Origin of the sequence: Burkholderia sp. CCA53 (genome assembly GCF_001685525.1) — a bacterium.
Classification (GTDB): Bacteria; Pseudomonadota; Gammaproteobacteria; order Burkholderiales; family Burkholderiaceae; genus Burkholderia; species Burkholderia multivorans.
In genome coordinates, this window is record NZ_BDDJ01000002.1 from 990,175 (window position 1) to 1,002,883 (window position 12,709).

11 protein-coding genes are annotated in these 12,709 nt (G+C 68.1%); 8 read left to right on the plus strand and 3 right to left on the minus strand.

Annotated features, from left to right (window positions below):
* Positions 1 to 37: 37 nt before the first annotated feature.
* Positions 38 to 1,069, minus strand: a complete 1,032-nt coding sequence (locus BCR55_RS20890; protein ID WP_006404548.1) for a phosphotransferase — start codon at positions 1,067 to 1,069, stop codon at positions 38 to 40.
* A gap of 31 nt (positions 1,070 to 1,100) precedes the next feature.
* Positions 1,101 to 1,775 carry a histidine phosphatase family protein gene (locus BCR55_RS20895; RefSeq protein WP_035488033.1) on the minus strand — a complete coding sequence of 225 codons (675 nt, stop codon included), beginning with the start codon at positions 1,773 to 1,775 and terminating at the stop codon, positions 1,101 to 1,103.
* Between the two features lie 198 nt (positions 1,776 to 1,973).
* On the opposite strand from BCR55_RS20895, the gene BCR55_RS20900 reads away from it, so the two are divergent.
* The 8 genes from BCR55_RS20900 (at position 1,974) to xylB (ending at position 10,333) form a co-directional block, all read left to right on the plus strand.
* Positions 1,974 to 2,129 carry a DUF3309 family protein gene (locus tag BCR55_RS20900; protein ID WP_006404550.1) on the plus strand — a complete coding sequence of 52 codons (156 nt, stop codon included), beginning with the start codon at positions 1,974 to 1,976 and terminating at the stop codon, positions 2,127 to 2,129.
* Between the two features lie 507 nt (positions 2,130 to 2,636).
* Positions 2,637 to 3,902, plus strand: coding sequence for a sugar ABC transporter substrate-binding protein (locus tag BCR55_RS20905; RefSeq protein ID WP_232356517.1), 1,266 nt, complete (start codon positions 2,637 to 2,639; stop codon positions 3,900 to 3,902).
* Positions 3,886 to 4,836, plus strand: coding sequence for a carbohydrate ABC transporter permease (locus BCR55_RS20910; protein WP_006410225.1), 951 nt, complete (start codon positions 3,886 to 3,888; stop codon positions 4,834 to 4,836). The genes BCR55_RS20905 and BCR55_RS20910 overlap by 17 nt, the downstream gene beginning before the upstream one ends.
* On the plus strand, positions 4,824 to 5,654 hold the full coding sequence (locus tag BCR55_RS20915; RefSeq protein ID WP_006404555.1) for a carbohydrate ABC transporter permease: 831 nt from the start codon (positions 4,824 to 4,826) through the stop codon (positions 5,652 to 5,654). Before BCR55_RS20910 ends, BCR55_RS20915 begins: the two co-directional genes overlap by 13 nt.
* 10 nt (positions 5,655 to 5,664) lie before the next feature.
* Positions 5,665 to 6,699 carry an NAD(P)-dependent alcohol dehydrogenase gene (locus tag BCR55_RS20920; protein ID WP_065495771.1) on the plus strand — a complete coding sequence of 345 codons (1,035 nt, stop codon included), beginning with the start codon at positions 5,665 to 5,667 and terminating at the stop codon, positions 6,697 to 6,699.
* 3 nt (positions 6,700 to 6,702) lie between these two features.
* Positions 6,703 to 7,902, plus strand: a complete 1,200-nt coding sequence (locus tag BCR55_RS20925) for an ABC transporter ATP-binding protein (protein WP_006404557.1) — start codon at positions 6,703 to 6,705, stop codon at positions 7,900 to 7,902.
* Positions 7,903 to 7,934: 32 nt separating this feature from the next.
* Entirely contained in the window at positions 7,935 to 8,870 is a 936-nt protein-coding gene (locus tag BCR55_RS20930; RefSeq protein ID WP_065495773.1) for an AraC family transcriptional regulator, read from the plus strand.
* Positions 8,867 to 10,333 carry a xylulokinase gene (gene xylB / locus BCR55_RS20935; protein ID WP_065495774.1) on the plus strand — a complete coding sequence of 489 codons (1,467 nt, stop codon included), beginning with the start codon at positions 8,867 to 8,869 and terminating at the stop codon, positions 10,331 to 10,333. Before BCR55_RS20930 ends, xylB begins: the two co-directional genes overlap by 4 nt.
* A gap of 204 nt (positions 10,334 to 10,537) precedes the next feature.
* Here xylB and BCR55_RS20945 read toward each other — a convergent pair whose 3' ends face one another.
* Positions 10,538 to 12,466 carry an SMP-30/gluconolactonase/LRE family protein gene (locus BCR55_RS20945; protein ID WP_065495776.1) on the minus strand — a complete coding sequence of 643 codons (1,929 nt, stop codon included), beginning with the start codon at positions 12,464 to 12,466 and terminating at the stop codon, positions 10,538 to 10,540.
* Positions 12,467 to 12,709 lie beyond the last annotated feature (243 nt).

The following is a 12,709-nucleotide window of genomic DNA, read 5'->3' on the forward strand; positions in this document are numbered from 1 at the left end:
TGCTCCTCCATTGAATGTCGTCAGGTCGTTGCGCGGCTCAGCGATGCGCGTCGATCACGCGGACCGCCTGCTCCGCGAGCCGCCCCGCCATCGCGCCGACGCGCAGCGCCTGCTCGTTCGACGCGTTGCCCTGCAGCGCGCGCGCCTTCACGCCCTGCGCGATGGCCGCGAGCCGGAAGAAGCTGAACGCGAGATAGAAATGCCAGTCGCGAATCGGCTCGATCCCGCGCAGCGCGCAGTAGCGCGCGACGATCTGCGCTTCGTCCGGCACGCCGAGCGCCGCGCGGTCCTGGCCCGCGAGCCCCGGAATATGGCCGTCCGCGGGCAGACGCAGGCACATGCAGAAATACGCGAGATCGGCGAGCGGATTGCCGAGCGTCGACAGTTCCCAATCGAGCACGGCCTTCACGCGATAGTCGTCGCGTTCGAACATCAGGTTGTCGAGCCGGAAATCGCCGTGAACGAGCGCGGGGCGGCCGGTATCGTCCGGGCAGGCGCGCGGCAGCCAGTCGATCAGCATCTCCATCGCGTCGAGGCGCTCCGTTTCCGCCGCCCGATACTGCTTCGTCCACACGCCGATCTGGCGTTCGAAATAGTTGCCGGGGCGGCCGTAGTCGCCGAGGCCGACCGCGTCGACGTCGACGTCGTGCAGCGCGGCCATCGTCCGCAGCACCGCGTCGTAGCAGGTTGAGCGATCGGCCTGCGGCAGTTCCGGCAGCGCCGGATTCCAGAAGATGCGGCCGTCCTCGTAGCTCATCACGTAGAACAGGCTGCCGATCACGTCGCGGTCCTCGCACAGGTGATACGGCCGCGCGACCGGTACCGCGGTGCGCGACAGCGCGCTCAGCACGCGGAACTCGCGGTCGACGGCGTGCGCGGACTTCAGCAGTTCGCCCGGCGGCTGCCGACGCAGCACGTAGCGGCCGCTCTTCGCGGTCAGCAGAAAGGTCGGGTTCGACTGGCCGCCGGCAAACTTCTCCGCGTCGACGGGCCCTTCGAAGCCCGGAACATGCCGTTCGAGATAACGCGCAAGGCGGCCAACGTCGAGTTGCTGGGTGGTGTTCGTCATCGTCGCGATCGTTCGTGAGTGCGTGTTCGGATCAGCCGTAGGTCCGGAACGACTGTCGCTCCGGATCCTCCAGATGCGGGATCCCGTTGAACGACGCCAGATGGAACGCTTCGGCGTTGAAGAAAAACTGCGAAAGACTGCTGTTGCGGATCTGCAGGTTCAGCGCGATCGCGATCGCGGGCGGCGCCGTCAGCACCTGCTGGATCGTCACCGCGATCGGCCCGCCGGAACTGACCGCGAGCACGCGCTTGCCGCCCGACTGCCGGATCGCCGCGCGCGCATCGGCCACGCGTTGCTGGAAGTGCGCCCAGCTTTCCGGCGCCGCCGGGCCGAGCCGGTCTTCCGTCCACAGCTGCAGCACCTGCTTCAACGCGCGGAAATGCTCGTGCATCGAGCCGGCCGCAAGCCGCGCGATCTCCGGGTAATCGCTGGCCGCCGCCGCGAACAGTCGGTGGAAGTCGTACTCGTTCAGGCCCGGATGGCGCTCGACCGGCATGTCGTCGCGCCCCATGCCGCGCAGGATCGCGTCGACCGTCTGTGCATGCCGCGTCATCGTCCCGCAGATCACGCGATCGAACGGCGCATGCCCGCGCGCGAAGTATTCGCCGAGCCAAACGCCCTGCTGCACGCCGACGTCGGACAGCCTGTCGTAGTCGTCGGTGCCGAACGACGCCTGCCCGTGCCGCACCAAAAAGAGTTCAGCCATCGCATGTCCCGCAGATCGAAACGGAAGGGCCAGCATAGCGAGCACGCCCGCATTTTCGAAATTTATTTTCTGAATCGCCCTGTATTCACGATGCGAATTGATGCGCGTCGAACGGCATCTTTGTCGTCGCACCCCGCCGAAGCGGCACACGAATTGCGACGGCAGACACTGTCATCTCGAATTCAAAGGAGGGGTGCGATGCTCGGTACGATCCTTATCGTCATACTGATTCTGCTGCTCATCGGAGCATTTCCTACATGGCCTCACAGCCGAAGCTGGGGCTATTGGCCGTCGGGAACGGTCGGGTTAATCGTCATCATCGTCGTGATACTGGTGTTGATGGGTCGTATATGAGCCGGGCGACGCGCATCGCGCGCAAATCGGCGCCGTACGCCGGCGCCGCCCGCGCGCGCCGCTCGCCGAACCGCGTGCGCTGCGAACGGCCCACCATGAATTCTTTACATCGGGCTGTCACGTCGTAAACGTTTCGCAGCACCTTCATCCGGGAGACCGATGCCCATACGCGTCGGTCTCCCGCTTTTCATCCGCATCCGCACACCGCGTACTTCGCGACCGCGCTCCGCGCCGTCACTGCCTCGGTCCGCTGACCGGACTCGCCGCTTCGCCACGGCCGCACACGACCGCACGCGCCTGCCGCTGCAGTGCGTCAAACCACGCGACAGGACCGTTGCGCGCACATCGACCACCACATTTTGTGCAATGCACGACCGAACCTGAGCAAAAAGTATCGGCCCGTCTTTCCTTTTGATGTGGTGAACCGCGTGCGCGCGTCCCACCATTGGCTCTGCCGTCGCCGACGGCAATCGAACAAGCACAATCAAGGAGACACGGGTGAACAAGATGCGAATCGTCGCTGCGGGCGTGCTGCTCGGCGCCTGTCTGCCGGGCATCGCCGCCGCGCAGGCGTGCAAGGTGCCGACTCTGCGCGTGCTCGCGCAGAAGAGTCTCGGTCTGTCCGTCATGGAAAAATCGCTGCCCGGCTACGAGAAGCAGAGCGGCACCAAGGTCGAGATCAGCTACTTCGGCGAGAACGATCGCCGCGCGAAATCGCGGCTCGACGCGTCGACCGGCGCGGGCTCGTATCAGGTCTACTACGTCGACGAGGCGAACGTCGCCGAATTCGCGTCGGCCGGCTGGATCGTGCCGCTCCTCAAGTACTACCCGAAGGAATACGACTACGACGATTTCCTGCCGGGCCGCCGAGCGGTCGCGAGCTACAAGGGCGTCGCATACTTCGCGCCGCTGATCGGCGGCGGCGACTTCCTGTTCTATCGCCGCGACATCCTCGACGCTGCGCACATTCCGGTGCCGAAGACGCTCGACGAGCTCGTCGCCGCGGTGAAGAAGCTGAACGCGCCGCCGAAGCTGTACGGCTGGGTCGCGCGCGGCCAGCGCGGCTCGGGAATGAACGTGTGGCGCTGGGCGCCGTTCATGCTCGGGATGGGCGGCACGTGGACCGACAAGAGCGGGCAGCCCGCGTTCGACTCGCCGGCCGCAGTGAAGGCCACGCAGCTGTATAGCGAGCTGTTCAAGTACGCGCCGCCGGGCTCCGCGACCTACGACTGGAGCAACGCGCTCGAAGCGTTCCGCTCCGGCAAGGTCGCGTTCATGATCGAATCGACGCCGTTCGCGGACTGGATGGAGGATGCGAGCAAGTCGACGGTCGCGGGCAAGGTCGGCTATACGCGCCCGCCGGCGCCGCTGCCGTCGGCCGCCTACGGACACGGCTTCGCGATCTCGGCGCTCGGCGCGAAGGACGACTGCACGCGGATGGCGGCCGGCCGCTTCATCGCATGGGCGACCAGCAAGGAGCAGGAACAGGCGCGGCTGCGCAACGGCGTGTTCAGCGACTACAACCGCTCGAGCACGATCGCCAGCCCGTACTTCAAGCAGCACGTCGCGCCGCAGATCCAGGCCGGCCTGAACGACACGAACCCCGTCACGCAGGTGACGATCTGGCGCACGCCGCAGTGGCCCGACATCGGCGACAACCTCGGCATCGCGCTCGAACAGGTGTTCACAGGCACGCAGACCGACGTGCGCGGCACGCTCGACGACGCGACCCAGTACGCGAAGGATGCGCTCGAACATGGCACTCGCAAATGACGGTGCCGGCGCGCATGCGCTTGGCGTGACAACGGTCGCGCGCGCCGCGCGCGGCCGCACGCGGCGCGACCGCACGAGCCTGCCGTGGGTGTTCCTCGCGCCGACCCTCGTGCTGCTCGCGGTCCTGAGCCTCGTTCCGACGATCGCCGCGATCAATCTCGCGCTGCGCAATCGCGTGCTGCGCTACCCGGACAGCGAATACGTCGGGCTGCGCAATTTCCTCCGGCTCGCGTCCGACCGCCGCTTCGTCAATGCGATCGAGGTGTCGGCGCTGTGGGAGATCGTCACGGTAGCCGGCGCCGTGATCGTCGGGATCGCGCTCGCGGTGTTCATGTTCGAGCGCGTGCACGGACGCTGGCGGCGCATCGCGTCGCTCGTGCTGATCATGCCGGTGCTGCTGCCGCGCGTCTCGGCCGCGTTCATCTGGAAGTTCATGTATGCGCCGCTCACCGGGATCGTGAGCTGGCTGCTCGGCGCGCTCGGCATCGGCAACACCGCGTTCCTCGCCGATCCGCATCTCGCGCTGTACGCGGTCGCGCTCGTCGACGTGTGGCAGTGGGGGCTGTTCTTCGCGGTCGTGATCCTGAAGCTGCTGGAGACGCTGCCGCAGGAGCCGCTCGAAGCCGCGCGGCTCGACTATGCGACGACGTGGCAGGTGCACGCGTATATCGCGCTGCCGATGCTGAAGGCGCCGCTCGTGAGCCTGGTGTTCATCAAGATGGTCGAGTCGCTGCGTTCGTTCGACCTGATCTACGTGATGACCAAGGGCGGCCCCGGCATCGCGACCGAGACGCTGGACCTGTATGCGTATCAGCAGGGCATCGGCCTCGCCGGCAAGGTGTCGTATGCGTCGAGCATGGCCGTGCTGATGATGGTCGCGACCACGCTCGTCTTCACGCTCATCTGGAAGAGGGTCAACAAATGGGACGACTGACCGCCCGCGGCGGCATCGCAGCGCCGGCTCTCACCGTCGCGATAGGCGCCGCGATCCTGCTCGTCGCCGCGTTCCCGCTGTTCTGGGCCGTGCTGAATTCGCTGAAGCATCTGCTCGACATCGTGACGCCGACGCCGCGCTTCCTGTTCGTGCCGACGCTCGCGAACTACGAGCAGGTGCTGTCGAGCCCCGAAGTACTGATCGGGCTCGGCAACAGCATCGCGATCGTCGGCGCGGCCGTCGTGCTCGGCGCACTGCTCGGCGTGCCGGCCGCATATGCGATCGCACGCTATCCGATACGCGGCAAGCGCGACATCCAGTTCTTCCTGCTGTCGCTGCGCTTTCTGCCGCCGGTCGCGATCGCTGTGCCGCTGATCGCGATCTGGGTCGATCTCGGGCTGTACGACACGAAGCTGTCGATGATCGTCACGTACCTGCTCGTCACGCTGTCGACGATCACGTGGCTGTCGATTCCGGTGTTCCGCCGGCTGCCGCGCGAGATCGAGGAAGCGGCCGCGCTCGACGGCTACGGGCCGTACGCGGTGTTCTGGCATATCGCGCTGCCGGTGTGCGCGAGCACGCTGCTCGGCGGCATCGTGTTCAGCTTCGTGCTCGTGTGGAACGAGCTGATGATCGCGCTCGCGCTGACGTCGTCGCGCAGCGCGACGCTGCCGGTGGTGGCATCGGCGTTCACGTCGCTCGGACAGGAAGTGCCGTGGGGCGTGATCAACGCGTCGACGGTGCTGCTCGCGCTGCCGCCGCTCGTGTTCGTCGGCATGCTGAGCCGTCTGCTCAATTCGATGGTCAAGGGAAAATAAGGAGGATGCGTTGAAAGCGCTCGTACTCGAACGCACGCGCGAGCTCGCGCTGCGCGATATCGACCTGCCGCTCGAGGTCGGCCCCGGCGACGTCCGGATCAAGATTCATACGGTCGGCGTCTGCGGCAGCGACGTGCATTACTACGTGCACGGCGCAATCGGCCCGTTCCGCGTCGACGCGCCGATGGTGCTCGGCCACGAGGCGGCGGGCATCGTCGTCGAGACCGGTGCGGACGTCACGCACTTGCGCGTCGGCGACCGCGTATGCATGGAGCCCGGCGTGCCGCGCCTCGATTCGCCCGCGACGCTGCGCGGGCTGTATAACCTCGATCCCGACGTGCGCTTCTGGGCGACGCCGCCGGTGCATGGCTGCCTGACGCCGTACGTCGTGCATCCGGCCGCGTTCACGTACCGGCTGCCCGACAACGTGTCGTTCGCCGAGGGCGCGATCGTCGAGCCGCTGTCGATCGGGCTGCAGGCCGCGAAGAAGGCCGCGATGAAGCCCGGCGACATCGCGGTCGTGATCGGCGCAGGCACGATCGGCGCGATGACGACGCTCGCCGCGCTCGCGGGCGGCGCCGCGCGCGTGATTCTCGCCGACGTCGTGCCCGACAAGCTCACGCTGTTCGACGGCAACCCGGCGGTCACGACCGTCGACGTGCGCACCGCATCGCTCGCCGATGCGGTAGCCGACGTCACCGGCGGCTGGGGCGCGGACGTCGTGTTCGAGGCGAGCGGCAGCGCGAACGCCTATGCGAATCTCGTCGACCTGATGTGCGCGGGCGGCTGCGCGATGCTGATCGGGATGCCTGTCGCGCCGGTGCCGCTCGACGTGGTCGCGCTGCAGGCGAAGGAAGGCCGGATCGAATCGGTGTTCCGCTACGCGAACATCTTTCCGCGCGCGCTCGCGCTGATCGCATCCGGCGCGATCGACGTGAAGCCGTTCATCTCGCGCACGTTCCCGTTCTCCGAAGGCGTGCGCGCATTCGAGGAAGCGGCGAGCGGCCATCCGCGCGACGTCAAGATTCAGATCGAAATGGATTGAGCCATGGCACGGATCGTCTGCAACGCGTTATCGAAACACTACGACGGCGGCCCGGCCGTGCTGCATCCGCTCGATCTCGACATCGCCGACGGCGAATTCATCGTGCTGCTCGGCCCGTCCGGCTGCGGCAAATCGACGATGCTGCGGATGATCGCGGGCCTCGAGGCGATCACCGGCGGCGAGCTCGTGATCGGCGACGCGGTGGTCAACGACCTGCCGCCGCGCGAGCGCAACGTCGCGATGGTGTTCCAGAACTACGCGCTCTACCCGCACATGACGGTGTACGACAACATCGCGTTCGGCCTGCGCCGGCTGAAGCTGCCGGCCGACGAGATCGATCGCCGCGTGCGCGAGGTCGCGCAGATCCTGAGCCTCGATGCGCTGCTCGACCGCCGGCCGCGCGCGATGTCGGGCGGGCAGCAGCAGCGCACGGCGATCGCGCGCGCGATGATCAAGACGCCCGCGGTGTTCCTGTTCGACGAGCCGCTGTCGAATCTCGACGCGAAACTGCGCACGCAGCTGCGCGGCGACATCAAGCGGCTGCACCGGCGGCTGAAGACCACGACGCTGTACGTGACGCACGACCAGCTCGAAGCGATGACGCTCGCCGATCGCGTCGTGCTGATGCGCGGCGGCCGCATCGAGCAGATCGGCACGCCGGCCGAGCTGTACGGCCAGCCGCACACGGTATTCGCGGCCGGCTTCGTCGGCACGCCCGCGATGAATTTCGCGGACGGCACGATCGAGCGCGCGGGCTCGAGCGTGCTGCTCGACTGCAACGGCGTGCGCTGGCCGCTCGCGTCGCCGCGCTTCGCGCAGTTGCAGCACGGCCGGCACGTGAAGGTCGCGATCCGCCCGAACCATCTGCGGCTCGCGGCCGACGGCGACGCGCGGCCCGACGCGCTCGCGCTGACCGGCACGGTCGAACTCGTCGAGCTGCTCGGCGCGGAGGCGCTCGTCACGCTCGACTGGCACGGCCGGCCGTGCGCGGCCCTCGTGCCGGCCCCGATGGCTCCGGCGCCCGGCACCGTGGTAGCGTTGCGCTTCGACGAAGCGGCGCTGCATCTGTTCGACGCCGGCACCGAGCGCAACGTCACGCTGCCGGACGCGAACGCCGACCCGGTCGCGCCCGCGACGCCGCCCGCGCAGGCCGCGCACACCGTGCCGCCCGCCGCGACAGGCTGGTCGATGTCCCGCCCGTAGCGCGCCGGCACGCCACGCAGACGGAGCACACGATGAACCCGGATCTCGAGATCGTTCCTAACCATCGCGACGAATCGTTTCGTGCGTGGGTCCATGACTATCCGCATTCGGTCGCGAAGTGGCACTTTCACCCGGAGTACGAGATTCATCTGATCCAGGCGTCGCACGGCAAGATGTTCGTCGGCGACCACATCGGCGATTTCGGTCCGGGCAACCTGATCGTCACCGGCCCGAATCTGCCGCACAACTGGGTCAGCGAGCTCGCCGACGGCGAACGCGTGCCGTCGCGCGACGTCGTGCTGCAGTTCTCGCGCGACGCGATCGAGAAGATGGTCGGCGCGTTCAGCGAGCTGCAGCCGGTGATCGAGCTGATCGACGACGCATCGCGCGGCGTGCAGTTTCCCGATCGCGTCGGCCTCGAGGTCGCACCGCTGATGCTCGAGCTCGCGAACGCGCACGGCTGCCGCCGCGTCGAGATCCTGATGTCGCTGTTCGACCGGCTGTCGTCGTGCCGCGAGCGGCGCGTGCTCGCCGGCCCCGGCTACCGGATCGACGCGCAGCACTACATGTCGTCGACGATCAACCAGGTGCTGTCGTATCTGCAGCAGAATCTGCCCGGCATGCTGCGCGAGGCGGACGTCGCCGCGTTCGCCGGCATGAGCGTCAGCACGTTCACGCGCTTTTTCCGCCGCCATACGGGTTCGTCGTTCGTCCGCTATCTGAACCGGCTGCGCATCAACGAGGCGTGCGAGCTGCTGATGTTCTCCGACCTGACGGTCACCGACATCTGCTATCGGGTCGGCTTCAACAACCTGTCGAACTTCAATCGACAGTTTCTCGCGATGAAGCAGGTGCCGCCGTCGAAGTTCCGCGCGCTGCACCGGCTCAACGAACCGCATGGCCGCGACGATGCGCCGCCCCCGCGGCGAGCGCCGTCACGCGCCCCAGACAGGACGCTTCATACGTGACTTTTCTCGGCATCGATCTCGGCACGTCCGAGGTCAAGGTTCTTCTCACCGATTCCCGATCGGTCCCGCTCGCGACCGGATCGGCCACGCTGTCGATCAGCCGGCCGCACCCGCACTGGTCCGAGCAGAGCCCGCAGGCGTGGTGGCACGCGACGCTCGATGCGATCGCCTCCGTGCGCGCCGCGCATCCGGCCGGCTTTGCCGCGCTGCGCGGCATCGCGCTGTCCGGGCAGATGCACGGCGCGACGCTCGTCGATCGCGCGGGCCAGGTGCTGCGCCCGGCCATCCTGTGGAACGACACGCGCGCCGGCACCGAATGCGTCGAGCTCGAGGCGCTGGTGCCCGAATCGCGCACGATCACCGGCAACATGGCGATGCCCGGCTTCACCGCGCCGAAGCTGATGTGGCTCGCGAAGTACGAGCCGGCGGTGTTCCGCGCGGTACACAAGGTGCTGCTGCCGAAGGACTACGTCGCGTGGCGCCTGTCCGGCGAGTTCGTGTCCGACATGTCGGACGCCTCGGGCACGCTGTGGCTCGACTGCGCGCGCCGCGACTGGTCCGACCGGATGCTCGCCGCCACCGGACTGTCGCGCGAGCAGATGCCGCGCGTCGTCGAAGGCAACGCCGCCGCCGCGCAGCTGCGCGATGCGCTGCGGCGCGAATGGGGAATCGCCGGACCGGTCGCGATCGCGGGCGGCGCCGGCGACAACGCGGCCTCGGCGCTCGGCATGGGCGTCACCGGCGCGGGCAGCGGCTTCCTCTCGCTCGGCACGTCGGGTGTGCTGTTCGCCGGCAACGACCGCTTCGCGCCGAACCCGGATGCCGCCGTGCACGCGTTCTGCCACTGCGTCGAAGGACGCTGGCACCAGATGAGCGTGATCCTGTCGGCCGCCGCGAGCCTCGACTGGCTCGCACGCGCGCACGGCACGACGCCCGGCGCGCTGGCCGCGCGCGCCGAACGCGCCGATCCGGCCCGCGCGCCGCTGTTCCTGCCGTATCTCGGCGGCGAACGCACGCCGCACAACGACGCGCACGCGCGCGGCGTGTTCTTCGGCGTATCGAACGAGCACGGCGCCGACGATCTCGCGTATGCGGTGATGGAAGGCGTCGCGTTCGCGATGGCCGACGGCTACGATGCGCTGCGCGCGGCCGGCACGACGCTCGACGCGGTGTCGTTCATCGGCGGCGGCTCGAAGAGCGTGTTGTGGGCACGGCTGTGCGCGAATGCGACCGGGCTCGCGATGCTGCGTCACGCGGACGGTGCGATCGGCGCGGCGCTCGGCGCCGCACGGCTCGCGCGGCTCGCGGCAACCGGCGATGCGCTCGCGGAAGTCTGTGTCGCGCCGCCCGTCGTCGAGACGATCGCGCCCGAGCCCGCCAGCGTCGATCTGCTCGCCGGCCGGCTCGCGCGGTATCGACGGCTGTACCGCGCGCTTCGCGAGGAGTTCAGGCGCGCCGATTGACGCGCGACACGGCGCACGCGGTTCGGCGCAACGCAAGCGCGCGTGCCGGAACGGCGCGTGCGTCCTGCGCGACGGTCGGCGTCGCCACGCGCGTTCGGCAATCGTTTCGGATGTCGATCGCGGAACGTCCGCCGGCGGACGGTTTCGCACGGCGGCTCGCGTCATTGCCCACGTCGGCGCCGGCGCCCGTCAATGCGCCGCCGCTCACGGCTTCCACCGGTACACGGTGATGCTCGACGCCTTCACGTTGTTCTTCATCACGACGTATTCGCCGGTCGAGCGGCGGTACGCCTTCACGCCGTACATCGAATCGAGCGCGCTGCTCGCATCGACCGTCGCGCTGCTCGTGTTCACCAGCGTCGCGTCGAGGCGACCGGTCGTCAGGTTGAACGCATCGATGTCCGGCAGCGGCTGACCGGTGCCGAACCAATAGCCGACGAACAGATGATCGCCCGCCGCATCGATCGATTTCGCCGTCGTGTGCGGCAGCGTGATCACCGGATTCGGCCGCGTGGTATTGCCCGCGCGCCAGCCGTGATACACCTCGATCCGCGTGCCGATCGCCGTCCAGTCGGTGCTGCCCGTCGGGCCTTGCGCGAGAATCATCGTGTCGCTGTCCGCGAGATAGACGATGCGCGTGAGCGGCTGGATGCTGGCCGGCACCGGAATCGTGTCGGGTGCGCCCCACGACGGCTTGCCGTTTGCATCGAAACCCGCCAGCGGGTAGTGGTGGATCACGCCCGTCTTGTCCAACCCGACCCACACGTCGCCGTTGCCGTCGAGACTGAAGCCGCTCGTCACGCGGCGCGTCGTATTGAACGCCGGGCCGGGAAGCGAGCCGTCCGGAATCGCGACGTAGCCGTTCGCGTCGTTGAAGTGGAAGAAGTAGAAGATCGGCGGATTCTGGCCGGACGCGACGAGGATCCGGTGCCCGCCGACCGACACGACATGCCCGAAATGCTCGTCGCGCTGCGCGTCGTTCGGATCGATGCGCGGGTCCGCCGGATAGCTGAACGGGTCGACGGTGTTCGCGACGAACGTGCCGCCCGCGGTGCCGCTGTAGATGTGCGTGCCGCCGTAGAACAACGCGCCGTCGGTGGCCGGATCGGGCGCCGCGATCGCCTCGAAGTTCAGTGCCTGCAGCGTCCACCGCAGGCTGCCGGCACTGCTGTACGCGTGAATGTCGGTCGCGCCGTCGCGGCCGAGATCCCAGCTGCCGCCCCACGGATTGTTCAGCACGTACAGGTTGCCGGCCGCGTCCTTGCCGATGCCGGCCACGCGCGTGAAGCGCTTCGCGCCGACCTGCCCCTTGATGCCGGTCGTCGTGTCGAGATAACCGCCGCGCACGCCGAACGTGCCGGCCAGCGCCGGGCGGCCCGCGATCGCGTAGCGCTTGATGTTCATGTCGGGCCCTTCGTCGCCGACCATCAGCTCGTTCGCCGCCGCATCGAAATAGAGCGACGCCGGCCGCGCGTCGGCCGCCATCCGGATCGTGTTCAGCAATGCGCCGGTCGCGCTGAACTGAACGATCGTGCCCGCATGCTTCTGCGCGACCCACACGTTGCCCGCGCCGTCGAGCGCGAGCGCGCCGGGGCTCGACACGGCGATGTCGCGCTGCCACACGCCGTCGGTCGTAAACACGCGCACGCGGTTGCCGTAGAAGTCGCTCGCATAGAGCAGCGAGCCGGCCGTCGCGAGACCGGTGACGACGTCCACGCGCGGCTGATTCGTCGACGCAGTGACCTGGATGAAGCGGTCGCGCGCTTTCGTCGTGCGGTCGTAGCGGCCGACCGCACCGCTTCCGTATGCTTTGCCGGCCTGCAGCGCGACGAAGATCGACGTCGCGTTGCCGGTGATCGCGCTGCCCTGGAATTCGCCGTGCGCGCCGATCGAGCCGAGCGTTCGGTGGTTCCGATAGATCGACACGCCGCCCGCCTCCTCGTCCCACATCGACGCGGTGTAGATCACGCCTTCCGGCGCGACCCACATCGACCGTGCCGCGTTGCCGACGTGCGCGGCCAGCGTGCCGTAGGTGTTCGCCAGCCAGTCGGTGGCGTTCTGCGCGCGGGATGGTGCGGCCGCGGCAAGCGCGACGGCGACGAGCACCGCTCGAATGCGATTCATCGCGACCATGACTGATGCCCTCCTGAACGTGCGATCGTTCACGTCGACGGCCGCGGGCAGGCGCGCGCGGATCGGCGATCCGTCGATTTTTTTTCGCGGAATCGGCCGGCGCAGCCGGTATCGCGTCCGGTGCGCCGGCGACGAGGAGCGCCGAGCATAGCCGGATTTAATTCGAAAAAAATTGCGGACGGTCCATCGTTCAACGAACGTTGACACTGCGTCGGATCGTTGCCGAAACGGCACCGGCTCGAC

Excerpts from the sequence above, each read along its gene's own strand:
- BCR55_RS20945 (WP_065495776.1), bottom strand. The coding sequence starts at position 12,466 with ATGGTCGCGATGAATCGCATTCGAGCGGTGCTCGTCGCCGTCGCGCTT.
- BCR55_RS20925 (WP_006404557.1), top strand. The coding sequence starts at position 6,703 with ATGGCACGGATCGTCTGCAACGCGTTATCGAAACACTACGACGGCGGC.
- BCR55_RS20900 (WP_006404550.1), top strand. The coding sequence starts at position 1,974 with ATGCTCGGTACGATCCTTATCGTCATACTGATTCTGCTGCTCATCGGA.
- BCR55_RS20930 (WP_065495773.1), top strand. The coding sequence starts at position 7,935 with ATGAACCCGGATCTCGAGATCGTTCCTAACCATCGCGACGAATCGTTT.
- BCR55_RS20895 (WP_035488033.1), bottom strand. The coding sequence starts at position 1,775 with ATGGCTGAACTCTTTTTGGTGCGGCACGGGCAGGCGTCGTTCGGCACC.
- BCR55_RS20890 (WP_006404548.1), bottom strand. The coding sequence starts at position 1,069 with ATGACGAACACCACCCAGCAACTCGACGTTGGCCGCCTTGCGCGTTAT.
- BCR55_RS20905 (WP_232356517.1), top strand. The coding sequence starts at position 2,637 with ATGCGAATCGTCGCTGCGGGCGTGCTGCTCGGCGCCTGTCTGCCGGGC.
- BCR55_RS20915 (WP_006404555.1), top strand. The coding sequence starts at position 4,824 with ATGGGACGACTGACCGCCCGCGGCGGCATCGCAGCGCCGGCTCTCACC.
- BCR55_RS20910 (WP_006410225.1), top strand. The coding sequence starts at position 3,886 with ATGGCACTCGCAAATGACGGTGCCGGCGCGCATGCGCTTGGCGTGACA.